23 protein-coding genes and 1 tRNA gene are annotated in these 23,440 nt (G+C 63.6%); 15 read left to right on the forward strand and 9 right to left on the reverse strand.

Annotated features, from left to right (window positions below; genetic code table 11):
* The first annotated feature begins 82 nt into the window (after positions 1 to 82).
* A complete protein-coding gene (locus tag QUV21_RS07545) occupies positions 83 to 916 on the forward strand; it encodes a YihY/virulence factor BrkB family protein (protein ID WP_300854023.1) in 834 nt (277 codons plus the stop codon).
* Here the strand turns inward: QUV21_RS07545 and QUV21_RS07550 are convergent.
* From QUV21_RS07550 to QUV21_RS07580, 7 genes are all read right to left on the reverse strand, one after another.
* On the reverse strand, positions 913 to 2,580 hold the full coding sequence (locus QUV21_RS07550; RefSeq protein WP_300854024.1) for a glycoside hydrolase family 3 N-terminal domain-containing protein: 1,668 nt from the start codon (positions 2,578 to 2,580) through the stop codon (positions 913 to 915). The genes QUV21_RS07545 and QUV21_RS07550 overlap by 4 nt on opposite strands.
* Positions 2,580 to 3,881, reverse strand: a complete 1,302-nt coding sequence (xylA, locus tag QUV21_RS07555; RefSeq protein ID WP_300854025.1) for a xylose isomerase — start codon at positions 3,879 to 3,881, stop codon at positions 2,580 to 2,582. The genes QUV21_RS07550 and xylA overlap by 1 nt, the downstream gene beginning before the upstream one ends.
* Positions 3,878 to 5,314, reverse strand: coding sequence for a xylulokinase (gene xylB / locus QUV21_RS07560; protein WP_300854026.1), 1,437 nt, complete (start codon positions 5,312 to 5,314; stop codon positions 3,878 to 3,880). The genes xylA and xylB overlap by 4 nt, the downstream gene beginning before the upstream one ends.
* A gap of 1 nt (position 5,315) precedes the next feature.
* Positions 5,316 to 6,077, reverse strand: coding sequence for an ATP-binding cassette domain-containing protein (locus QUV21_RS07565; protein WP_300854027.1), 762 nt, complete (start codon positions 6,075 to 6,077; stop codon positions 5,316 to 5,318).
* A 12-nt stretch (positions 6,078 to 6,089) separates the two neighbouring features.
* The gene (locus QUV21_RS07570) at positions 6,090 to 7,490 is read right to left on the reverse strand and encodes a sugar ABC transporter permease (protein WP_300854028.1); all 1,401 of its coding nucleotides are present in this window, start codon (positions 7,488 to 7,490) and stop codon (positions 6,090 to 6,092) included.
* Between the two features lie 149 nt (positions 7,491 to 7,639).
* The gene (locus QUV21_RS07575; protein ID WP_300854029.1) at positions 7,640 to 8,665 is read right to left on the reverse strand and encodes a substrate-binding domain-containing protein; all 1,026 of its coding nucleotides are present in this window, start codon (positions 8,663 to 8,665) and stop codon (positions 7,640 to 7,642) included.
* Positions 8,666 to 8,853: 188 nt separating this feature from the next.
* Entirely contained in the window at positions 8,854 to 9,876 is a 1,023-nt protein-coding gene (locus tag QUV21_RS07580) for a substrate-binding domain-containing protein (RefSeq protein WP_300854030.1), read from the reverse strand.
* Positions 9,877 to 10,091: 215 nt separating this feature from the next.
* On the opposite strand from QUV21_RS07580, the gene QUV21_RS07585 reads away from it, so the two are divergent.
* Positions 10,092 to 11,369 carry an ROK family protein gene (locus tag QUV21_RS07585; RefSeq protein ID WP_300854031.1) on the forward strand — a complete coding sequence of 426 codons (1,278 nt, stop codon included), beginning with the start codon at positions 10,092 to 10,094 and terminating at the stop codon, positions 11,367 to 11,369.
* 99 nt (positions 11,370 to 11,468) lie between these two features.
* On the opposite strand, the gene QUV21_RS07590 is transcribed toward QUV21_RS07585, so the two are convergent.
* Positions 11,469 to 12,314: an SDR family oxidoreductase gene (locus QUV21_RS07590; protein ID WP_300854032.1), complete on the reverse strand. Its 846-nt coding sequence runs from the start codon at positions 12,312 to 12,314 to the stop codon at positions 11,469 to 11,471.
* 88 nt (positions 12,315 to 12,402) lie between these two features.
* Between QUV21_RS07590 and QUV21_RS07595 the strand changes: the two genes are divergently transcribed.
* The 5 genes from QUV21_RS07595 to QUV21_RS07615 all read left to right on the forward strand — a co-directional run bounded on the left by QUV21_RS07595 (position 12,403) and on the right by QUV21_RS07615 (position 17,293).
* Positions 12,403 to 13,038 (forward strand): class I SAM-dependent methyltransferase, encoded by a 636-nt coding sequence (locus tag QUV21_RS07595; protein ID WP_300854033.1) that lies wholly within the window; start codon positions 12,403 to 12,405, stop codon positions 13,036 to 13,038.
* A gap of 79 nt (positions 13,039 to 13,117) precedes the next feature.
* Positions 13,118 to 14,599 carry an AMP nucleosidase gene (locus tag QUV21_RS07600; RefSeq protein ID WP_300854034.1) on the forward strand — a complete coding sequence of 494 codons (1,482 nt, stop codon included), beginning with the start codon at positions 13,118 to 13,120 and terminating at the stop codon, positions 14,597 to 14,599.
* Between the two features lie 167 nt (positions 14,600 to 14,766).
* Positions 14,767 to 15,054, forward strand: coding sequence for an HU family DNA-binding protein (locus QUV21_RS07605; protein ID WP_300854035.1), 288 nt, complete (start codon positions 14,767 to 14,769; stop codon positions 15,052 to 15,054).
* A gap of 83 nt (positions 15,055 to 15,137) precedes the next feature.
* The gene (locus QUV21_RS07610; protein ID WP_300854036.1) at positions 15,138 to 16,004 is read left to right on the forward strand and encodes a DMT family transporter; all 867 of its coding nucleotides are present in this window, start codon (positions 15,138 to 15,140) and stop codon (positions 16,002 to 16,004) included.
* 32 nt (positions 16,005 to 16,036) lie between these two features.
* Positions 16,037 to 17,293 carry a DNA polymerase IV gene (locus QUV21_RS07615; RefSeq protein ID WP_300854037.1) on the forward strand — a complete coding sequence of 419 codons (1,257 nt, stop codon included), beginning with the start codon at positions 16,037 to 16,039 and terminating at the stop codon, positions 17,291 to 17,293.
* Between the two features lie 18 nt (positions 17,294 to 17,311).
* On the opposite strand, the gene QUV21_RS07620 is transcribed toward QUV21_RS07615, so the two are convergent.
* Entirely contained in the window at positions 17,312 to 18,166 is an 855-nt protein-coding gene (locus QUV21_RS07620) for an N-formylglutamate amidohydrolase (protein WP_300854164.1), read from the reverse strand.
* A gap of 175 nt (positions 18,167 to 18,341) precedes the next feature.
* Between QUV21_RS07620 and QUV21_RS07625 the strand changes: the two genes are divergently transcribed.
* From QUV21_RS07625 to QUV21_RS07660, 8 genes are all read left to right on the forward strand, one after another.
* A tRNA-Val gene (locus QUV21_RS07625) sits at positions 18,342 to 18,416 on the forward strand.
* 72 nt (positions 18,417 to 18,488) lie between these two features.
* Positions 18,489 to 18,614 (forward strand): type B 50S ribosomal protein L36, encoded by a 126-nt coding sequence (ykgO, locus tag QUV21_RS07630; RefSeq protein WP_023666132.1) that lies wholly within the window; start codon positions 18,489 to 18,491, stop codon positions 18,612 to 18,614.
* A gap of 288 nt (positions 18,615 to 18,902) precedes the next feature.
* The gene (locus QUV21_RS07635) at positions 18,903 to 19,529 is read left to right on the forward strand and encodes an FMN-binding negative transcriptional regulator (RefSeq protein WP_300854038.1); all 627 of its coding nucleotides are present in this window, start codon (positions 18,903 to 18,905) and stop codon (positions 19,527 to 19,529) included.
* A 71-nt stretch (positions 19,530 to 19,600) separates the two neighbouring features.
* A complete protein-coding gene (locus QUV21_RS07640) occupies positions 19,601 to 19,909 on the forward strand; it encodes a hypothetical protein (RefSeq protein ID WP_300854039.1) in 309 nt (102 codons plus the stop codon).
* The gene (locus QUV21_RS07645) at positions 19,909 to 20,514 is read left to right on the forward strand and encodes a glutathione S-transferase (RefSeq protein ID WP_300854165.1); all 606 of its coding nucleotides are present in this window, start codon (positions 19,909 to 19,911) and stop codon (positions 20,512 to 20,514) included. Before QUV21_RS07640 ends, QUV21_RS07645 begins: the two co-directional genes overlap by 1 nt.
* A 193-nt stretch (positions 20,515 to 20,707) precedes the next feature.
* Positions 20,708 to 21,280: a ubiquinol-cytochrome c reductase iron-sulfur subunit gene (gene petA / locus QUV21_RS07650; RefSeq protein WP_300854040.1), complete on the forward strand. Its 573-nt coding sequence runs from the start codon at positions 20,708 to 20,710 to the stop codon at positions 21,278 to 21,280.
* 11 nt (positions 21,281 to 21,291) lie between these two features.
* A complete protein-coding gene (petB, locus tag QUV21_RS07655) occupies positions 21,292 to 22,614 on the forward strand; it encodes a cytochrome b (RefSeq protein ID WP_300854041.1) in 1,323 nt (440 codons plus the stop codon).
* A gap of 14 nt (positions 22,615 to 22,628) precedes the next feature.
* Positions 22,629 to 23,417, forward strand: a complete 789-nt coding sequence (locus QUV21_RS07660; RefSeq protein WP_300854042.1) for a cytochrome c1 — start codon at positions 22,629 to 22,631, stop codon at positions 23,415 to 23,417.
* Positions 23,418 to 23,440: the final 23 nt, after the last annotated feature.

Genomic DNA, 23,440 nt, shown 5'->3' on the forward strand with positions numbered 1-23,440 from the left:
TCCTCCAGTTTGGCGCCACCATTCCACGGGAGGTCTGCGGCTTCAAGTTGCGCTGGGGGACGTTCCGGGGGATGCTGGCGGAATGGGTGTCCTTGGGCGGTTCTGGCATTTCATGGTGGCGGTCTTTACCCGCGTCGGCGACGGGCATTTTGGCCTGATCGCGGCGGGCGTGGCTTTCTATGCGATGTTCGCGGTGTTTCCCGGCCTCGGTGCTGCCGTGGCGCTCTGGGGGTTGGTGGCCGATCCGGGGGTGATTGCCGGCTATCTGGAAGTGGCCGAGCGTTTTCTGCCCCGAGAGGCTGGACTGCTGGTGCGTGATCAGGTGATGGATCTGATCACCGCGCCACGAACTGCGCTTGGCTGGACCACAGTCCTGTCTTTCGGCATTGCGCTTTATTCCGCCCGTGCCGGGGTGTCGGCGCTTATTCAAGGGCTTGATGTCGTGCATCGGGCGCGACCGCGTGGCTGGTTGCGCGGCTATGCGGTGGATTTCATGCTGACCATCGCACTGATCGGCGCCCTCTTTGTGGCGCTGGTGACGGTCGTGGTGGTGCCGATCCTGCTGTCTTATGTGACGCTTGGCACCTTTGAGGCGTGGCTGACCAAGCTTCTGCCGTGGGGCGCGATGTTCCTGTTGGTGCTGACTTGCCTGTCGATCCTCTACCGCTTTGGACCGAATCTGGAAGGCGGGTTCAAATCGCCATGGGTGTCGGTGGGCGTTCTGGTTGCGGCCGTGTCCTGGGCCGGGGTGTCGATCGGGTTTTCGGTCTATCTGGCGAACTTCAACAGCTACAACGCTATTTACGGGTCCATCGGGGCGGTGATCATCCTGATGATGTGGCTTTACCTCAGCGTCTGGGCCGTGTTGCTGGGCGGGGCGATCAATGCCGAACTGGATGCCCGGATGAAGCCTTAGAAACGGGCGTCGGGCAGGCCACAGAACGCGTCCACCGGGCTTTTGCCAAGGAACGGGGCGCGGCCAAGCAGGCAATCCAGCGTGGCGCGCTGCATCGTGTCCATCGTGGCATAGGCGTTGACGACACAAGGCAGGCGCGGCGCGTCATAAAGGTAATAGGGATAGCCGAAGGAAATCAGCGCAGTTGGCACCTGATGCCAGTGCCGTTGCATCGCGCCATGCATCCCGCCAGTCAGGCGGTTCCAGTCAAGGAAGATGCGGCCCCGGGTCAGCAGCGTTTCTTCACCCATCAGATACAGCACCAGGTCAAAGTCGCGCGGGTCGGGGTGGGTTTCGGGGGTGTGGAGGGTGACGTCAAACCCCTCGGCCCGCAGCATGTCGGGGAAGGCCATCGGTTGCCCGTCGCCATGCAGCGGGGTGACGATGCCGGTCGTGTAGACCAGCACGCGGTGGTGTTTCTGCGGCGAGAGGGGGAGGAGCCCTTGGGTATCCTTGACGAGCGTCGGCGTGCGGGCGGTGACGGACTGGGCCAGTGCTGCATTTTCCGGGTTGAAAAGGCGGCTGCGATCGGCGGGCTCATGACCCGATTTGTGCAAGGTTAGAGCCGCTTTCAGCCCCAGGATGCGGATCATCGCCTCGTCCAGTCTGGTGCGGGTCAGGCGGCCATCGGCAAGGGCAGTCTCGATTCTGGCGATGTCGGCTTCGGGTTCGTCCGAGAAGAGGATGACGTCGCAGCCCGAGGAGACGACCTGCGGCAACATCTCATCCCGGTGCGCCCATGCGCCGAAACCGGCCATGGGGGTGGCATCCGACACGATAACCCCATTGAAGCCAAGTTCCCCGCGCAGAAGCGTTTCGTTGAGGAGGGGTGAGGTGGAGGCGGGGCGGTAAGCATCAATCCCCGCGTCGGGATCACGGGCGTGGATATAGGCCGGAAAGGCAATATGGGCGGACATGACGGCCATCACCCCGGCGTCAATCGCGGCGCGGTAAAGGGCGCCGTGGGTCTCATTCCATTCGGCCATGGTCAGGGGGTTGATCGTGGTCACAAGATGCTGGTCACGGTCATCATGACCCTCGCCGGGCCAGTGCTTGGCGGTGGCGGCGACACCGTTCGCTTGCAGGCCCCGGATATGGGCAAGGGCATGTTCGCGGATGCGGGCGGGGTCGGATCCAAGGCCGCGCGTGGCCACGATGGGCGAGCGGAACAGGGCGTTGATGTCGATGACGGGGGTGAAGGACCAGTTGACGCCAGCGGCGCGCGCCTCGACCGCCATGATCTGGGCGATGGTTTCAGAGGCCTGCACATCATCGACGGCGGCAAGAGCGAGGGGGTTGGGGACTTCGGTGCCGAAGGGCAGGCTCATCCGGCTGCCTTCAAGATCGGCGCTGATCAGGTAGGGGATGAGGGCTGCGGCGCGCATGGCATCAAGCGTATCCAACTCTGCCGTTGCATCGGGGCCGAAGAACTTGGTGATCCCGGCGGGGGCGAGGGCGGTGATGCGGTCCACGACCTGCGCGCCGGTGCCAAAGCAGATGTGGACGAAGAGCTGCCGGACCTTGGCGGGTTCGTCCATGCCTTGAAGGGTTGACCGCACCCAATCTCGCCCCGCGCTGTCAAGATTGAAGGGCGGGGCGGACAGGATGCGGTCGATCTGGTCCATCAGACGAAGCGGTTCCAGAGGTTCTCCAGCCGTTCCTGACGGCCGGATTTCGGTTGTGGCTCAATGCCTTCCGCAGTCACGCGGGCGGCGGCGTCTTCAAGGCTGCCTTTCAGCATCGCTTGCGCTTTCGGGTCGTTCCACCCGGCGTAGCGGGCTTTGACGGCGGCCTCCATTTCGCCCGACTGCATCAGCGCGGCGGCGGACTTCAGCGCGCGGGCGCAGGTGTCCATGCCGCCGACATGGGCGAGGATCAGGTCTTCGGGATCAAGGCTTTGGCGGCGGATCTTGGCGTCAAAGTTGACGCCGCCGGTGGTGAAGCCGCCGGCTTTCAGGATCTCGTAGAATGCCACTGCCTTTTCGGCGTGGTTGTTCGGGAACTGGTCGGTGTCCCAGCCGGACTGGTAATCGTTTCGGTTCATGTCGATCGACCCGAAGATGCCAAGGGCGGCGGCAAGGCCGATTTCATGTTCGAACGAGTGGCCTGCAAGGATTGCGTGGCCCTGTTCGATGTTGACCTGTACATCCTTCTCCAGCCCGAAGTCCTTGAGGAAGCCGTAGACCGTGGCCACGTCATAGTCATACTGATGCTTGGATGGTTCCTGCGGCTTCGGCTCGATCAGGATCGCGCCCTTGAAACCGATCTTGTGCTTGTATTCGACAACCTGTTGCAGGAAGCGGCCCGCGTGGGCGCGTTCTGCCTTGAGATCGGTGTTGAGAAGCGTCTCATAGCCTTCACGCCCGCCCCACAGAACATAGTTCTGCCCGCCAAGGCGCATCGTCACGTCCATGTTCGCCTTCACGGTGGCGGCGGCATAGGCGTAAACGTCGGGGTCGGGGTTGGTGGCCGCGCCCGACATCCAGCGGCGGTGCGAAAACAGGTTGGCCGTTCCCCACAGAAGCTTGGCCTTGTGACCCGCCTGCTTTTCCTGAAGGTAATCGGCGATCTCGTTCAGGTTCTTCAGGCTTTCGGCAAAATTCGCGCCTTCGGGGCGCATGTCGGCGTCGTGGAAGCAGTAGAAGGGCTGGCCGAGGATATCGAACATCTCGAAGGCGACATCGGCCTTCATCTTCGCAAGATCCATGGTCTCGCCGAACCACGGCCGTTCAAAGGTCTGGCCGCCGAAGGGGTCACCGCCGGGCCAGGCGAAGCTGTGCCAGTATGCGACTGCAAAGCGCAGGTGGTCTTCCATCCGCTTGCCGAGGATCACCTCATCGGGGTTGTAGTGGCGGAAGGCGAATTCGTTGGTGGACGAAGGGCCTTCGTATTTGATGGCCGGGATGCCTTTGAAGAAGTCGGTCATTTCAGATCCTTGATGGCAGATTGGGCGGCGCGGAAGCGGGCGTGGCCTGCATCGAACGCGTCTTTCAGGGTGGGGTCCGGGTCGATGACCCGGGCGATCTTGGGCAGGGTGGCGATTTCGGCGCCTGCCCCGGTGGCGGCCATCAGGCCAAGGCGGGCGGCGCCGAAGGCACCGCCGAAATCACCCGCGACGGGCAGTTGCACGGGGCAATCCAGTGCGGTGGCGATCAGGCGCAGCCAGTAATCGGAGCGTGATCCACCGCCGACCGCCAGCAGGTTCTCCAGCCGTGTGCCAGTCGCGGCCAGCGCGTCGCGGCTGTCGCGGATGGCGAAGGTGACGCCTTCCAGCACGGCGCGCGTGCCTGCCTGCCGGTCGGTGGCGTGTTCAAGCCCGGTGAAGGCGCCGCGTACGGTGGCAGAGTTCAGCGGCGTCCGTTCGCCGCCAAGATACGGCAGGAACAGGGTTTTGCCGGGGGATTGCAGCGCACCCAGTTCCCCGGTCAGTTTCGCGGCATCGGTGCCGACCATTCGGGCATACCAGTTCAGCGCATCGGTGGCGGCAAGGATCACGCCCATCTGGTGCCAGGTGTTCGGCAGCGCATGGCAGAAGGTGTGGACGGCGGTGGCCGGGTCTGGCTGGTAGCCGTCATTGGCCGCGAAAAGCACGCCGGAAGTGCCAAGCGACACAAACGCCTCACCCGCGCGCACCACACCGACGCCGACGCCAGAGGCGGCGTTGTCGCCGCCCCCGCCCGCGATGACCACGCCTTTCGGCAGACCCCAGCGCGACGCCAGCGCCGCGCGCAGAGTGCCGGAGGCATGGCTGCCCTCGACAAGCCGGGGCATGTGGCTGCGCGAAAGGCCGGTGGCTGCCAGAAGCTCATCCGACCAGTCGCGCTTTCCTGTATCCAGCCACGATGTTCCGGCCGCGTCCGACATTTCGCCCACATGATCGCCGCTCAGCCAAAGGCGCAGATAATCCTTCGGCAGCAGGATCTTGGCCACCCGGTCCCAGATGGCCGGTTCATGGCTGCGCACCCACATCAGTTTTGGCGCGGTAAAGCCCGGAAAGACGATATTGCCGGTCAGGCGGCGAAACATCGGGTCGCCGTCAAGTTCGGCGGCCTCTTCATGGCTGCGGGTATCATTCCAAAGGATGCAGGGGCGCAGCACTTCGTCGCCCTTGTCCAGAAGGGTTGCGCCATGCATGTGGCCGGAAAGCCCGATGCCGCGTACCGACCCCAGCCCCTTGGCCGAGAGCTGGTCCAGCACCGCTTCGGCGGCGCTGATCCAGTCAGAGGGGGCTTGCTCGCTCCAACCTTCATGCGGGCGGGAAACGGTCAGGGGGGCGGTTGCTTCGGCAAGGACGGTCTGGTCCTCGCCGATCAACACACCTTTCAGGCCCGAGGTGCCAAGGTCGAGGCCGATATACATCTCAGGCAGCCATCGCCGGCTTCTTGCCAAGGATGATCATGCCAAGGATGTCTTCGTCGGTGACTTCATCGACGTTCACGGTGCCGACAAGCTGGCCGTTCTTCATCACGCTTGCCCGGTCACACAGCTTCATGACGTTGTGGATGTCGTGCTCGATCAGGAAGATGCCAAGGCCCTGCGCTTTCAGTTCCTGTATCAGTTCGGCCACCATCTGCGTCTCATGCGGGCCAAGGGCGGCGGTGGGTTCGTCCATGATCAGGATGCGGGCGTTGAAATAGACCGCGCGCGCAATGGCGACCGATTGGCGCTGACCACCCGAAAGGGCGGACACCGGCACGTTGAACTTGCGGAAGTTGGGGTTGAGCCGCCCCATGATCTTGCGCGTTTCGGCTTCCATCCTTGATTCGTCAACGAAGCCGAAGTTGTTCACCAGCTCGCGCCCCAAAAACAGGTTCGAGGCGGCATCAAGGTTATCTGCCAGCGCAAGCGTCTGGTAGATCGTCTCGATGTTCTGGGTGCGGGCGTCGCGGGGGTTGTTGATCTCAACCTCCTGGCCGTTGATCAGGATCTGCCCGGCATCGGCCTTGTAGGCGCCTGACAGGCATTTGATCAGCGTCGACTTGCCCGCCCCGTTGTGGCCCAGAAGGCCCACAACCTCACCCGGGTAAAGATCGACCGTGACGTGATCTACCGCCTTGATCCCCCCGAAGGCTATCGAGATGTCGCGCAGTTCGACAAGCGGGGTTCCGGTTCTGTCTACCATTGTTTCAGCCCCTTACTTGATGCGTTTGCGGTAAACGATGTCGAGGAACACGGCGAGCACGAGGGCCACGCCGATCACGATGCGCTGGTAAGAGCCGTCACCAAAGCCGATCAGCACCATGCCGGTCTGGAGCGAGGTCAGGATCAGTGCGCCAATGATGGCGCCATAGATCGTGCCGACGCCCCCGGCCAGCGAGGTGCCGCCAACCACGGCTGCGGCGATGACGTAAAGTTCGTCAAGGTTGCCCATCGCGTTGGTGGCACTGTTCTGGCGTGCCGAGCCGATCACGGCAGCGATGCCGGCCAGACCGCCCATCAGGGTGAAGATCTTCACCGTCATCGCGCGGGTGTTGATGCCCGAAAGGGCTGCCGCTTCGGGGTTGCCGCCGATGGCAAAGACATAGCGGCCAAAGCGGGTGCGGGTCATCAGGATGGTCATGAAGATGGCCACCGCGATCATGATCAGCACCGGGTAGGCGAAGCCATGGCCAAAGGTGGCGCAGACACCGGTGCTGATGGTGTCGTTAGACTGGGCGCAGGCCGGGGCTTCCTGTCCAAGGTTGGCGTAGTATTTCTGGATGTTGCCGCGCGGCCAGATGTAGGAATTGACGATCGCGGTCGCGCCGATGATCACCGCGCAGACCAGACCGATCACGAAAGTCTCGGCCCAGACCGGGCGCAGGGCGAAGCCGTGGCGCTGGCGTGCCTTGCGGCCGGCAAGGAAGGCCCATACCACGAAGACGCAGGCGATGACGCCGAAGATCCAGCTGCCGGTCCGGCCAAGCGCGCCGAATGACCCGCCGCCGATCAGCGCGAAGGTGTCATCCAGGGGCGCGATGGTCTTGCCGCCAGCTACAAGGAAGGCCGCCCCGCGCCACACCAGAAGGCCGCCAAGGGTGACGATGAAGGCCGGAATGCCGAGGAAGGCGATCAGCACGCCCTGAAACGCCCCGATCAGCGCGCCCATGGCGATGCCGAAAGCGACGGTGATGATCCAGATCGACGGATGGCCAAGGCCAAGGGCGGGGGTCAGGTATTCAACCTGCAACAGGCCCATATACATGCCGACCATGCCCATGATCGACCCGACCGACAGGTCGATGTTGCGGGTGATGATGACCAGCACCATGCCGGTTGCCATGATCCCGATATAGGCGGTCTGGACCGAAAGGTTCCACAGGTTGCGCGGGGTCAGAAAGCCGTTCGCCTCAAACTGCGAAGCGCCAAGCAGCATGCTGGGGCGGCCAAGGACAAGGGCGGAATAGGCCTCGAAGGCCAGCCAGATCAGCAAGAGCGCTCCAACCATGCCCAGAAGGCGCGGGTCAATCTCGGTTGCGCGCAGGAAACGGGAAAAGCCGTTTTCCCGGGGCGCATGGGGCGTGTGGGTCGTCGGGGATTGGGGTGTGTCGGTCATGTCCTCGTCCAGCCTGAGAGAGGGATTGGCTGTGCCGGTGCAGTGTGCTGCCCAGCACACCGATACCACCCCGCTTGAGGCGATCGGCCATTTGCCAGAATGGGAAACCGGCGCCGCCCCCTTGGGGCAGCGCCGGAACTGGTCTCAGATCACTGGCAAGCAGCGACGTCGGCAGCAGCGCCTTCGCAAGCCTGCTCTTTGGTGATGTGACCGGCCTCGATCGCAATGGCCAGCGTGTCCTTGGTGATCGGGGTCGGGTCCAGAAGGATCGCATTCATTTCAATGCCCTTCTCGCCGCCCGAGAACTTGGTTGCGCCCGGAACGGCGTCCAGAGCAGCCCCTTCGGCCAGAGCCGAAGCGATTTCACCAGCGGCCTTGCCAAGCTGACGCGCATCCTTCCAGACCGAAACGGTCTGGGTGCCACGCGCAACGCGGTTGATCGCGGCAAGGTCGCCGTCCTGGCCACCCAGCGGGATCACGAGGCCCTGAGAGGCCAAGGCCGCAGCAGCACCACCGGCCATGCCGTCGTTCTGGCTCAGAACCGCGTCAACGTTGTTGTTGTTGGCGGTCAGGATCTGTTCCATGTTCTTCTGAGCGTTCTCTGGCTTCCAGCCGTCCGAGTTCGCTTCGCCGACGATCACGATGTCGCCCGAGGCAACAGCTGCGCCGATGACTTCTTCCATGCCCTGACGCAGGAAGCCGACGTTCGGGTCACCCGGGTCACCCTTGATGATCGCGTAGTTGCCCTTGGGGGCCACGGCGAACACCGATTGCGCGATGATGCGGCCGACGCCGACGTTGTCGAAGGTCAGGTAGAAGGTGCGGTCGTCCTCGATCAGGCGGTCATAGCCGACGACCGGGATACCTTCGGCAGCGGCCTTGTCGATGGCCGGCCCGATGGCGTCCTTGTCCCAGGCGTTGATGACAAGCGCGTCAACGCCCTGTGCGATCAGCGCGTCGATGTCCGAAAGCTGCTTTTCAGCGGACGACTGGGCGTCAGCCGAAACATATTCATTGCCGGCAGCTTCGATGGCGGCCTTGATGGCTGCTTCGTCGATCTTCCAGCGCTCTTCCTGGAACTGGGCCCAGGAAACACCGATTTTCTTGCCTTCAGCAAGCGCGGCCGACGAGAAGCCGGTCACCGCCACGACGGCGGCGATAAGTGCGTTACGCATAAGTATCCTCCCTATGGACATCAGCCAGCGTATGGCTGGCCCGACAGATTCGCCGGGACGGGCGGAAAAATGCCGTGAATAATTTCAGTTGTCAAAATAAAAGTGACGGGCGCCGACCCGGCAGGATCAGCGCCCCATTGATTCACGGCCGTGCATCACCCTCTCCGGGCAACCGGGCGCTACCGGCCTCAGCAGCCCTTGACGCCGGGCAACGCACCAGCGCAGGCCTCACGCTTGGTGATATGGTCGGCTTCGATCACGAGGTTCAGGTTGTCGCGGGTGATCGGGGTCGGATTGAGCAGGATCGCGTTGAACGTCAGCCCCTTTTCGCCACCGCTGAAGCGGATGGAGTCCGGCACCCGGTCCATCGTGACGCCATCGGCCAGCAGTCCGGCGACCTTGCCGGTCACCTTGCCAAGCTCACGGTTGTTCTTCCAGACCGAGACGACCTGGGTGCCGCGCGCCACACGGTTGAGCGCCGCCGGGTCACCATCCTGCCCGCCAACAGGAATGCTCAGCCCCTGAGCCGCCAGCGCCTCGATCACCGCGCCGGCGATGCCATCGTTCTGCGCAAGGACCGCGTCAACCTTGTTGCCGTTGTCGGCAAGGATCTTTTCCATTGCCGCATAGGCGCTGTCGGGACGCCAGCCATCGGCATTCGCCTCGCCTACGATGGTGATGGACCCGCCCGCGACGGCCGCACCAATCACTTCCTCCATGCCCTGCCGCAGAAAACCGACGTTTGCATCGGCCGGGTCGCCCTTCAGGATCACATAGTTGCCGTCGGGCCGGACCTGCCGAACCATGGCCGCGATGATCCGGCCGACGCCGACGTTGTCAAAGGTGATGTAGAACACCCGGCTGTCCTCGATCAGCCGGTCATAGCTGATCACCGGGATCCCGGCTGCGGTGGCAAGGTCGATGGCCGGAAGGATCGCTTCGCGGTCCACCGGAAGAATGACCAGCGCATCGACGCCTTGTTCGATCATCGTGCGGATGTCGTTCATCTGCTTTTCGGCAGAGGCTTCGGCATTGGCCGTGACATACTGGTTGCCATCGCGCTGGATCGACGAGCGCATGGCGGCTGCGTCAAACTTCCAGCGCGGTTCCTGAAAGTTCGACCAGGAAACTCCGATCTTCTTGCCTTCGGCAACCGCAGCCGACGAAAACACGCCAAGCGCCACAACTGCCAATATAATCAGCTTTCGCATCAGTCTTTTCCTTCCAGAACCGGCCAGATTATTGTGTGTCCGACCTTGAGGTCGAAATCGAGCAAGAACGTGGCCGTCACAATTTCAGTTGTCAAAATAAAACTGGTGATCAAAACTTGGACGGGCTGGCGATCCACCTGATTTTCGGGGTTTCGCGGCAGGGTGGGCAATGAATCTGGCCAAATGGCCACAAATTTACTTCGGAGACTGAATAAATGCCGCGGGCGATCAGGCCGAAAGCAAGTGAGGGGCGCATGGGGGTCGGTCCGCTGATCCCGCCTTTGGCAGAATCGCAGCGACCCCTGCGGCAGCAGGTGTTCGAACTGGTGCGCGCGGCGGGCCTGATCCCCCGGGTGCAGGTGGCCAAGGATCTTGGCGTCAGCCCTGCCAGCGTGACCACCATCACCTCGGAACTGATCGAGACCGGGCTGATCGAAGAGGTCGCCGCCCCGCGTGAAGGTGATGCCGGGCGCGGGCGGCCTGCCGTGGCACTGGGCGTGCGGGCCGATGCGCACCGCGTTGCCGGGATGAAACTTTCCGACCGGGAACATACCGCCGTCATCGTCGATTTTGCGGGCAATCTGATTGCCGATGACGTGATTCCCCGCAGGCCGGGGCCAATGTCGGTGACCGAGATTCTGGATGCCATCGAGGATCTGCTGAACCGGGTCTGCACCAAGGCTGGCATGGCGCGGGCGGACCTGTCGGCTGTCGGGATCGGGGTGCCGGGCTTTGTCGATTCTGCGGAAGGCATGGTGCTTTGGTCTTCCGTTCTTGCTGACCGGGCGGTGCCACTGGCGGCGCGGGCCGGGGCGCGGCTGGGCTTGCCGGTGACCATCGACAATGACGCGAACCTTGTGGCGCTGGCCGAACTGTGGTTCGGCGCCGGGCGCAGCCTGTCGGATTTCGCGGTGGTCACCATCGAACACGGCGTCGGCATGGGGTTCGTGATGAACCACCGCATCTATCGCGGCGCGCAGCGGGTCGGGATGGAGCTGGGCCACACCAAGGTGCAGCTTGACGGTGCCTTGTGCCGTTGCGGCCAGCGCGGCTGTCTGGAAGCCTATATCGCCGACTATGCCCTTGCCCGCGAGGCGACGACGGCGCTGAACTGGGGTCACAAGGAAGGCCAGTCGATCGCGGTGCTTCTGGAAAGCCTTTACGACCACGCCAAGGCCGGGAACGCGACTGCAAAGTCGATCTTTCGCCGCGCCGGGCGCTATCTGGCGGTAGGGCTGTCGAATGTGATCAATCTCTTCGACCCAGCGCTGATCATCCTGTCGGGTGAGCGGATGCGCTATGACTATCTTTACGCCGCCGAGACGCTTGCCGAGATGGAGAGCCTTGTGATCGCCACCGGCCGCCCCCGCCCTCCGATCGAGATCCACGCCTGGGGCGACCTGCTGTGGGCGCATGGCGCGGCGGCCCTGGCGCTGTCGGCGGTCAGCGAGGCGATCCTGAGCGGGCAGGTGTTGGGCGTTGCGGCGGAGTAACCTTGAGGGGCGTGCCTGTGGCTGGCCGCCGGGGGTTTCACACCCCCGGACCCCCGTGGGATATTTTCCCAGAGAGGAAGCAAATTTTAGTCAAATTCTTCAGGCTTTCAGATCTTCATCGCGCAGCAGGGCGGCCAGTCCTGCGGGATAGTCGGGGTAAAGCAGCCTGACACCGAGTTCAGTCTTGATCCGGTCATTCCGCGTGCGCTTGGATTCGCCGTAAAAACTGCGGGCCATCGGGCTCATATCTGCCTCATCGAAGGGGATTGCTGGCGGATCGGGCAGGCCCAGCAGGCGGGCGGCGTGGCAAAGCACGTCTTCGGGTGGGGCGGGGTTGTCGTCGCAGACGTTGTAGGCGGCCCCCGGATTGGGGCGGCGGATCGAGGCTTCCAGCACCTGCGCAATGTCATCGACATGGATCCGGCTGAAGACCTGACCGGGTTTGATCACCCGGCGCGCAGTGCCGTCGCGGACCTTTTCAAACGGGCCGCGACCGGGGCCATAGATCCCGGCAAGGCGGAAAACATGCACGGCCAGACCGGTGGCCAGCCATTGCGTTTCGGCCAGAACGCGTTGGCGGCCGCGGTCAGAGGCGGGGGTCAGCGGGGTGGTTTCATCGACCCATCCGCCTTTGTGATCGCCATAGACGCCGGTGGTGGAAAGATAGCCGACCCATCCCGCCTTGGTCTGCGCCAGTTCGGGTGCCGCTTGCAGGAAGGGATCGCCCGCCGCATCGGGTGCGGCAGAGGCAAGGATATGGGTTGCCTCGGCCAGTGCCGGGCCAAGGTCGCCGGGCCAAAGGAGCGGTTCCACCCCCTCGGCGCGGAAGGCCTCGGCCTTGGCTGTGCTGCGGGTGGTGCCGATGACCCGCCAGCCTTGCGGGATCAGGCGGCGGGCAAGGGCCTGTGCGGAGTAGCCATGGCCAAGGGAAAGGAGCGTGCTCATGCGCCAACTATCGGGGGCCGCGCGGCGGGGTGCAAGGGCTTGCGATGGGCCGCGGCCGGGTCCAGTCTGGGCAAGACAGGAGGTGGGCATGGATCAAGGGTTGAAGGGCGCGCTTTCGCTGGCGGGGCAAGATGCGTGCCAGCGCTACTATCAAAGTTGGGCCGACAGCTATGACAGCGGCTTTGCGAGGGAAATGGAGTATCGCCTGCCTGCCCATGTTGCCGCGGCGTTTCTTGGGGCGGGGGGGTCCGGTCCGGTTCTGGATGTGGGTGCAGGTACCGGGCTTCTGGCCGAACGGCTGCGTGAAATGGGGTTTGACGGCGAAATCGACGCCGCCGATTTTTCGGCCAAGATGCTGGCTCGGGCGGCGGAAAAGCGGCTTTATGCCGGGCTTTATCGGGCCGATATCACGCAGCCCCTTGCCTTGCCGCGCCGCTATGGAGGCATCGTCAGTTCCGGCACCTTCACGTCGGGGCATGTGGGGCCGGAGGCATTGCCGCATCTGTTGGACATGGCTTTGCCCGGAGCGCTTGTCGCCTTGTCGATCAACCGTCGGGTCTGGACATCTGTGGGGTTTGACCGGGCCCTGGAACAGTTGACGGCCGAGGCGCGGATTGCCGACCTGCGCCTGCCCGAAGTCGAGGTTTACGGCGCGGCGGCCACCGCGCTGGACGCCGACCATGCCGGCGACCGGGCGCTGGTGGCTTTGTTCAGCGTGGTCTGAAGCCCGCCTGTCATCACGGCGTCACTTGCGAAGGGATAGGGGTTTCGGCTTATATGCCGGATCAACTTCAGGACGTGAAATGCAGGACGACCCCCAGACCACCACGCTTTGCCCGCCCGCACGGGATCACCAGAGCTTTACCGATGCCGCCGCCGCAGTTGACCTGCTTGCAGCGCTTTACGCCGAAGCGACGGAATTTCTGGTCGGGAAGTTCAGCGAGACGGTTGCCAAGGGCAATCCCGGGCGTCGCATCCGGGCCTTTTACCCGGAAATCCGCCTGACGGTGACCAGCTTCGACAAGGTCGACTCGCGTCTGTCCTTTGGCCATGTGTCCAGCCCCGGCACCTTTGCGACCACGGTGACGCGGCCCGATCTGTTCCGCAACTACCTGATCCAGCAGATTGAACTTCTGGTCGAAAACCATGGGGTTTCAGTGGATATCGGGCCATCGGATACCCCGATTCCGGTGCATTTCGCGGTGGCGGGCAACCCGGAAGTGTCGGTGCCGCAGGAAGGGGTGATGGATTTCTCTCTGCGCGATGTGTTTGACGTGCCGGATCTTGCGACGACGAATGATGACATCGTGAACGGGGTGATGACGCGCTACGCTGACGGGTCGGCCCCCTTGGCCCCTTTCACCGCGCAAAGGGTGGATTACAGCCTTGCCCGCCTGTCGCATTACACCGCAACGGACCCGACGCATTTCCAGAACCACGTCCTGTTCACCAACTACCAGTTCTACGTCGATGAGTTCGAAGCCTTTGCCCGTGCCGCGCTGGCTGATGCCTCCAGCGGCTATACTGCCTTTGTGGCAACGGGAAATCAGGTCATCACTTCGGCTGACGGGGTGATCCTGCCGACCCCCAAGATGCCGCAGATGCCGACCTATCACCTGAAGCGCGCCGATGGGCAGGGGATCACGCTGGTCAATATCGGGGTTGGCCCGTCGAACGCGAAGACGGCGACCGACCACATCGCCGTCTTGCGCCCGCATGCCTGGCTGATGGTCGGCCATTGCGCGGGCCTGCGCAACAGCCAGAGCCTTGGCGATTTCGTGCTGGCCCATGCCTATCTGCGCGATGACCATGTGCTGGATGATGACCTGCCGGTCTGGGTGCCGATCCCGGCGCTGGCCGAGATTCAGATCGCGCTGGAACAGGCGGTGGCCGAGGTTACCCAGCTTGAAGGCTATGAGCTGAAGCGCATCATGCGGACCGGCACTGTCGCCACCATCGACAACCGCAACTGGGAGCTGCGCGACCAGTCCGGCCCGGTCCGCCGCCTGTCGCAATCCCGAGCCGTGGCGCTTGATATGGAAAGCGCAACGATCGCTGCCAATGGCTTCCGGTTCCGCGTTCCTTACGGAACGCTTCTGTGCGTGTCCGACAAGCCCCTGCATGGCGAATTGAAGCTGCCCGGCATGGCCTCGGACTTCTACAAGACGCAGGTCAGCCGCCACCTTCAGATCGGCATCCGGGCGATGGAACGTCTGCGCGCTACGCCGATCGCCCGCCTCCACAGCCGGAAATTGCGCAGCTTTGAGGAAACGGCCTTCCTTTAGCGCTGCGAAAAAGGCGTCAAACGGGTCTGGCACTGCGTTCAGGGGTTGATTTTGGCCCCGGAACCGTGTGTCTGGGGCGTGGCCTCGTTCCCGGGGATGGGCGCTTGCGACAGGTGGCCCACAGACATGCCGATATCATGTGATGATAACAAAAGAAGGATGATCAGATGTCCAAACCGATGACCAAGACCCAGCTGGTGGCCGCTATTGCCGAAGCGATGGGCAGCGACAAGAAGACCGCCGGTGCCGCGCTGGACGCAGTCGCCTCGGTCGTGGCGCGTGAAGTTGCTGCTGGCGGCTCTGTGGCTCTGCCGGGCCTTGGCAAGGTTGCCTGCAAGGCCCGCCCCGAACGTCAGGTTCGCAACCCGGCCACGGGTGAGACGATGACCAAGCCCGCCGACAAGCAAGTGAAATTCGCCATCGCCAAGGCGCTGAAGGATGTCGTGAACGGCTAAGGCCGGGACAGACACCCGTTTCAAGGCACAGGGTCGCCCCGGGGGCGGCCCTTTTTCGTGGCACTGTCCCGAAGGCAAGATCCATGGACCTGCGCGCAATCCTGATCGGCACCGTCTTTGCGGCCATGTGGTCTTCGGCCTTTGCCACGGCGCGGGTGATCGTGGCCCATGCGCCGCCCTTGGGCGCGCTTTCGGTGCGTTTCCTGATCTCGGGCCTTCTGGCGGTTCTGGTGGCGCGGGCGCTGGGGCAGACATGGCGACTGGCCCCGCAGCAGGCCCGCGCGGTGATCCTGTTCGGGATCTGCCAGAATGCGCTGTATCTGGGGCTTAACTTCGTTGCATTGCAGTGGGTCGAGGCGTCGCTGGCCGTGATCATCGCTGCCTCCATGCCCCTGATGGTGGCGGGGCTGGGACGGGTGGTCCGGGGGGAACGGATCGCCCCGATGGGCATTGCCGGGCTGGTGGCGGGGTTGGTGGGCGTGGGGCTGATCATGGGGACACGGCTTTCCGGCGGGGCGGATCCGACAGGCATCCTGCTTTGCCTTGTTGGTGCGCTGGCGCTCGCCGTGGCCACACTGACAGTCCGGGGCGCGTCAAGCGGCGGCAATCTTCTGATGGTCGTAGGCTTGCAGATGCTGGTCGGATCACTGGCACTTGGTATCGTTTCCGCCATGACAGAGACGATTTCGGTCCGCTGGACCCCTAGTTTTCTTGCAGCTTTCGCCTATCAGATATTCGTTCCCGGTCTTGCCGCGACGCTGTTGTGGTTTGCCCTTGTCGGCAGGATAGGCGCCACCCGCGCCGCGACCTTCCACTTTCTGAATCCGTTCTTCGGTGTCGCACTCGCCGCCGTCTTGCTGGGTGAGGCGGTGGGTGTGCTGGACGCGGTCGGCGTCGCCATCACCATGGGCGGAATCCTTGCCGTTCAGCTTTCGCGACGCCCCGGCTGACGCCGTGCCGACCGCGTGCTAAGGTCAAAGACATGCCCAGCCTGTGCCGCGACTGCCTGACAGTGACCGAAAGCGCAGCCGCGCGTTGCCCGGCCTGCCGGTCGCCGCGTGTGGTGCATCACCCGGAGCTGACCGGGCTTTCCATCGCCCATATGGACTGTGACGCCTTCTACGCATCGGTTGAAAAGCGCGACAACCCAGGCATCCGTGACCAGCCGGTGATCGTGGGTGGCGGCACGCGCGGGGTCGTTTCCACCTGCTGCTACATCGCCCGCATACATGGCGTGCGGTCAGCCATGCCGATGTTTCAGGCGCTGAAGCTCTGTCCGCAGGCCGTGGTCGTGAAGCCGCGCTTCAGTGCCTATACCGAAGCCAGCCGCGCGATCCGCGCGATGATGGAAGACCTGACGCCCGCCATCGAACCCCTGTCGCTGGATGAGGCCTTTCTTGACCTTGCCGGCACCGAACGGCTGCACGGCGCGCCCCCTGCGGTGCTGCTGGCCCGTCTGACGAAACGGATGGAGGATGAGCTTGGCCTGACCGGCTCTGTCGGTCTGTCCCACAACAAGTTTTTGGCCAAGATCGCCTCTGATCTGGACAAACCCAGAGGCTTTTCGGTGATTGGCAAGGCCGAGACCGAGGTCTTCCTGAAGCCAAAGCCGGTTCGCATCATCTGGGGCGTGGGCCAAGCCACCCAGACCGCGCTGGAAACGGCGGGCATCCGCACCATCGCCGATCTTCTGCGCTGGGACCGGGCTGATCTTGCGGCGCGGTTTGGCAACATGGGCGACAGGCTTTGGCATCTGGCGCGCGGTTTGGATACCCGCCGCGTGAACCGGGACGAAAAGCTGAAGTCGATCTCCAAGGAAACCACCTTTGGCGAGGATACCTCGGACCCTGACCTCCTGGATGGCCATATCTGGCGGCTTTCCGAACAGGTGGCCGACCGCGCCAAGGCCAAGGGGCTGGCAGGCCGCACCGTGACGCTCAAACTGAAGCGCGGTGACTTTCAGCTGGTCACCCGCCGCCATTCCCTGACCGACCCGACCCAGTTGACCGACCGCATCTACCGCGCCTCGCGCGAGCTTTTTGATCACGCTGGCGCCAAAGGCCCATTCCGCCTGATCGGTGTTGGCATCTCTGACCTCGCACCCGAGGCCGAGGCCGACCTTGCGCAGGATCTTCTTGACCCCGAGGCCCGCCGCCGCGCCGCCGCCGAACGCGCCACCGATGCGATTCGCGCCAGGTTCGGGACAGAGGCCATCATCAAGGGCCGCAGCCTGCGCTGACCCTACCCTGCGCTGACCCTACTCTGCCGCCAAAGCCACGCCGGTGGGCGGCACCAGTTCGGCAACCACGCCAGCCATCAACTGCCGGAACGCCTGGAAGCCCGGGGCCGGTTCAATCCGTGCCTCATCCATGTAAAGCGCGCGGTCGATTTCCACCTGCACCACATGGACACCGCGTGACGGGCGGCCATAGGCTTGCGCCACATAGGCCCCGGCGAATGGCGCATTGCGCCCCACCCGCAGCCCGGCACCGGAAAAGGCCACCTCGATCCGTTCCACCACCTCGCGCCCGGCGGCAACGCCATACCGGTCGCCCAGCACCACTTCGGGGCGTGGCTGGCCGGGGCGGGTATGCGCCTCGATCGCCTCATGTGGCATCGAATGGCAATCGATCAGCACGGCTGACCCGAACTCCGCCCGCGTTTCGTCAATCAGTTCGGCCAAGGCCTGATGATAGGGGTGCCAGTAACGGCTGATCCGCGATTCGGCTTCAGCCAGGGTCAGCTTGCCGCGATATATTGCCCGCCCGCCCGCAACCACCCGGGGAATCACCCCAAGACCCGAAGAGATTCGGGGATTGTGCGGCACCCGCTGGATGCCCTCGATCACCCCCGGGTCAAGCTCATCGGCCGCGCGGTTCAGATCCAGAAACGCCCGTGGTGCCCGCGCAGTCAGCAGCGGCGCCCCAAGTTCCGGAGCCATGTCAAACAGGCTGTCCACGAAAGCATCTTCGGACGATCGTATCGCTTGCCGGTCAAGCACGGCCCGCGCCATGAAGTCCGGCCCGTATTCGCGCCCGGAATGGGGCGACGCAAAGATGAAAGGTCCGCTCTGCCGCAAAGGCCGGATCAGTCGGAAAGCCTCGGTCAGCATCTGCGGCAAGATCACACCTCCTGCGGTCATCCTTTCATATAGCCCCAGTTTCACGAAAAGCCAAAACCCCTTGCAGCCTCGTGGACGACTCAGTATAGCACCGCCCTGACCGACGCGGTTCCGCCCGCGTCCTTTTCGTTAGCGAAGGGCAGGGCGGGGATGCGCAGGGCAAAGTGGGCGGTTAGCTCAGCGGTAGAGCACTACGTTGACATCGTAGTGGCCACTGGTTCGATCCCAGTACCGCCCACCATTCGCCGCACCCTTCGGGGGGCATGGGCTTCAATCTGGCGCAGGTTCGCGCCGCGAAATGGGAGGGTCGACCATGAAAGTCGCCAACTCGCTCCGCTCGCTGAAAACGCGTCACCGCGATTGCCAGGTCGTGCGCCGTAAGGGCCGCGTCTATGTGATCAACAAGACGCAAAAGCGCTACAAGGCCCGTCAGGGCTGATCGCTTTCAGCAAACCGGATCAATGGGCCGCCCAGGGGAAACCCGGGCGGCCTTTGTCATTGAACCGTTCCACCCTGCCGCTGCCGTGGATGCCTCTGGCGGGAGTATTTGTCGAAAAGAGCGGATGCGCTTGCTCTTTTCCCAAGTACTCTCAGGGGGTCCGGGGGCCGAATGCCCCCGGTGAACAAGCCGGTTGGCGCGGAACGCGCCAGAGGCGAAATGAAAAGGCTTGCGGCGCATGCCGCGCGATTCGATAACCGCGCATCAGCAGCGTATCGGTTTCAGGCAATGCACCCGAATCCCGCCTTCCGCGAGGCAGCCCGCGACCAGAACCTTGCCTTTGCCCGCGCGCGGGGTTTCGGGGTTCTGACGGTGAACGGTGGCGAGGGGCCGCTTGCGGCGCATATACCGTTCCAGCTTTCCAGCGATGCCACGACCGCCGAATTGCATCTTGCCCGCTCGAACGCCATCGTCCGGGCCGGTCTGCCTGCCCCGGCGCTTCTGGCCATTGTCGGCCCGGATGCCTATGTCTCGCCCGACTGGTATGGCCCACACGACCTGGTGCCTGATCAGGTGCCGACCTGGAACTATGTCGCCGTCCATCTGCGCGGCGTGCTGGAGCCGTTGCCCGAGGATGCCTTGCGACCGCATGTTGACGCGCTTTCGGCGGAACATGAGGCCCGGATCGCAGGCAAGACGCCCTGGACTTCGGCCAAAATGACCGAAGGTGCCATGCCGCGGATGATGCGGATGATCCTGCCGTTCCGGTTGCGGATCACGTCGGTCGACGGCACCTGGAAGCTCAACCAGAACAAGCCGGATGCTGTCCGCGCCCGGGCGGCGGACGCTTTGGCGCAGGGAGATCCGGGCGCGCGGGCCATTGCTGAGCTGATGCGGAAGTTGACCCGGGACTGACCCCGCCGGTTTCCGTTTACAGCGACTGGCAGCAGCCGTATCTTTGAACCAGCATCCTTGAGGAGGCGCTCATGCCGTTGCCCCTTGCCCCGCTCTTGCCGCTTGCCCTGCGCCTTGGCGCTGTGGCGACCGCCAGCTATGCCGCCTCGCGCTGGATCAAGGCGCGCACACACCCCGGCCGCACCGACCAGCGGGCCGAGGATGCATTGGATGATCTGGGCGAAGGTCTGTCGTTGCACCGTCCCGAAGATCGCACGGCCGAGGGGGTCAGCCAGACCAACACCACGGCACGGATGGTCCGCGTGATCCGGGTCGGCGGGCGGCAATTCAAGCTGGACGCGGCCTTCATGGCCCGCTTCCGGGTGAGCAAGGGGGAATGATGCGCCTTTACTACGCCCCCGCCTCGCCCTTTGTCCGCAAGGTCGTGGTGCTGCTGCATGAGGCGGGTGCTGCGGACCGGGTGGCTCTTGTCCCTGCTGCCGGTAGCCCGCTTGACCCCGGCACCATGCCCCTTGACCGCAACCCCCTTGGCAAGATCCCCGCCCTGGAGCGGCAGGACGACCCTACGCTTTACGACAGCCGGGTGATCTGCCGCTATCTGGACGATATGCTGGAGGCAGGATTCTACCCCCCCGCTCCGCATCTGTGGGACACTCTGGTGCTGGAAGCGACGGCTGATGGAATCGCGGATGCAGCCGTCCTGATGCGCTATGAGGAACATGTCCGTCCGAAGGCCAGCCAGTCGCCGGAATGGCTTGAGGCACAATGGACCAAGGTCGAACGCGCGCTGGATTCCGTCGAAAGCCGCTGGATGAGCCATCTTGCCGGTCCGGTCGACATGGGCCAGATCGCTCTGGGCGCGGCGCTGGGCTATCTGGACTTTCGTCAGCCGCACCGCAATTGGCGTGGCACACGGCCCGCGCTGGCGGCTTGGTGGGCCGGGTTTTCGCAACGCCCGGCGATGCAGGCGACCCTGCCGGGCTGAACGGGGGCGTCTTTGGGCGACACCAACGCCACAATTGTCCTTTTCCGGCGGGTTTCATGGGCCTGCGCGCCTTTGTCCGCTAGACGAGGCGTCGCGGCCCGGCTACATACCCGCCCGGCGGGCCATGAAACATTCATGGCCTCTTCAAGACATTGGGGTCGGCGCGCGCCGATCTGTTAGGGGAGAAGATCTCGTGTCGCATGCAGACGATCACGCAGGCACCGGCGAAGGAACTCGGCGGGATTTCCTGTATTACGCAACGGCGGGCGCCGGTGCGGTTGCCACGGGCGCCGCTGTCTGGCCGCTGGTCAACCAGATGAACCCTTCGGCGGATGTGCAGGCCCTGGCCTCGATCATGGTCGATGTGTCGGCGGTTGAAGTTGGCACCCAGCTGACCGTCAAATACCTTGGCAAGCCGGTGTTCATCCGCCGCCGCACCGCCGAAGAAATCGACGCCGCCCGCGCCACGGAGCTGGAGCAGCTTCCCGACCGCGGCAGTGAAAATGCCAACAAGCCCGACGCCAGCGCCGCGGACGAAAACCGTACCCTGGACGAAGCGGGTGAGTGGCTGGTGATGGTCGGCGTCTGCACCCACCTTGGCTGTGTGCCGATCGGTGACGGCGCGGGTGAGTTCGGCGGCTGGTTCTGCCCTTGCCACGGGTCGCACTACGATACCTCAGGCCGCATCCGCAAAGGCCCCGCCCCGCGCAACCTTCCGGTGCCGGTCGCGGTCTTTGAAGACGAAACCACCATCAAGCTCGGGTAAGGAAGAACATCATGGCCGGAATTCCGCACGACCATTACGAACCCAAGACCGGTGGTGAAAAGTGGCTGCACAAGCGGCTGCCCATCGTCGCTCTGCTTTACGACACCATCATGATCCCCACGCCCAAGAACCTGAACTGGATGTGGATCTGGGGCATCGTCCTGACGTTCTGTCTGGCGCTTCAGATCATCACCGGGATCATTCTGGCGATGCACTACACACCGCAGGTCGACATGGCCTTCGCGTCGGTCGAGCATATCATGCGCAACGTGAACGGCGGTTACTTCATCCGCTACCTGCACATGAACGGTGCCTCGCTGTTCTTCTTTGCGGTCTACCTGCACATCTTCCGCGGCCTCTACTACGGCAGCTACAAGGCCCCGCGTGAGATCACCTGGATCATCGGCATGATCATCTACCTTCTGATGATGGGAACGGCCTTCATGGGCTATGTTCTGCCTTGGGGTCAGATGTCGTTCTGGGGCGCGACCGTGATCACCGGCCTGTTCGGTGCCATTCCCGGTATCGGCGAGCCGATCCAGACCTGGCTCTTGGGCGGCCCGGCGGTGGACAACGCCACGCTGAACCGCTTCTTCTCGCTGCACTATCTGCTGCCATTCGTTATTGCGGCGCTGGTTGCGGTGCATATCTGGGCCTTCCACACCACCGGCAACAACAACCCGACCGGGGTTGAAGTGCGCCGCGGGTCGAAGGACGAGGCAAACCGCGATACCGTGTCGTTCTGGCCCTACTTCGTGATCAAGGATCTCTTTGCGCTGGCCGTGATCCTGGCTGTGTTCTTTGCAATTGTCGGCTTCATGCCCAACTATCTGGGCCACCCCGACAACTACATCGAGGCAAACGCGCTTTCGACGCCTGCGCACATCGTGCCGGAATGGTACTTCCTGCCGTTCTACGCAATCCTGCGCGCCTTTACCGGCGATGTCTGGGTGGTGATCGCGGCGGAATGGCTGTCCTTCGGGATCATCGACGCCAAGTTCTTCGGCGTGCTGGCGATGTTTGGCGCGATTGCGGTCATGGCGCTTGCGCCGTGGCTGGATACTTCCTCGGTGCGGTCGGGCCGGTATCGCCCGATGTTCAAGTGGTGGTTCGCGCTGCTGGTTGTCGACTTCATCGTCCTGATGTGGGCGGGGGCGATGCCGGCCGAAGAGCCCTATGCCACGATCTCGCTGATCGCCTCGGCTTACTGGTTTGCGTATTTCCTTGTCATCCTGCCGCTTCTGGGCGTGATCGAGAAGCCGCTGCCGCAACCCGCGACGATCGAAGAAGACTTCAACGCCCACTATGGCCCCAAAGCCCACCCGGCCGAGTGAGAAGGAAACTGAAAATGTTCAGGAAAATCGCACTCACCGCCGCAGCGGCGCTGGTTGTCTCGGTCGGGGCCGTGAACGCGGCTGGCGAAAGCGGCGTGATCACGGATGTCGACTTTGCCCATGAAGGGCCGTTCGGCAAGTTTGACCAGTTCCAGCTGCAACGCGGCCTTCAGGTCTATACCGAGGTTTGCGCCGCTTGCCACGGATTGCGCTATGTCCCGTTCCGCACGCTTTCCGATGAGGGCGGGCCGATGTTGCCGGAAGATCAGGTCCGCGCCTATGCGGCCCAGTTCTCGGTCACTGACCGGGAAACCGGCGAAGATCGTGACGGGATTCCGACCGATCACTTCCCGCAGTCTGGTCTGGAAAACGCGCCGGACCTCAGCCTGATGGCGAAGGCCCGCGCCGGGTTCCACGGTCCCTATGGCACCGGCATCAACCAGATGTTCCGCGGAATGGGCGGGCCGGAATACATGTACTCGCTTCTCACCGGCTATACCGGTGAGGAAAAGGAAGAGTTCGGGTCGTTCTTCTATGAAAACACCGCCTTCCCGGGCGGATGGATCGCCATGTCGCAGCCCTTGTATGACGATCAGGTGACCTATGCCGATGGCACGCCAGCCACGATCTCGCAGATGTCGCAAGACGTGGCCTCGTTCCTGATGTGGGCCGCAGAGCCGAAGCTGATGGCGCGGAAGGAAGCGGGCTTTGTCAGTGTGATCTTCCTGATCATCCTGTCGACCCTGCTTTACCTGACGAACAAGCGTATCTGGGCCGGGCTCAAAGGCAAGAAAACCGCCTGATCATGCCATGCTGAATGACTGAA

Origin of the sequence: Tabrizicola sp. (assembly GCF_030373185.1) — a bacterium.
In the GTDB taxonomy this organism is placed as follows: Bacteria; Pseudomonadota; Alphaproteobacteria; order Rhodobacterales; family Rhodobacteraceae; genus Tabrizicola.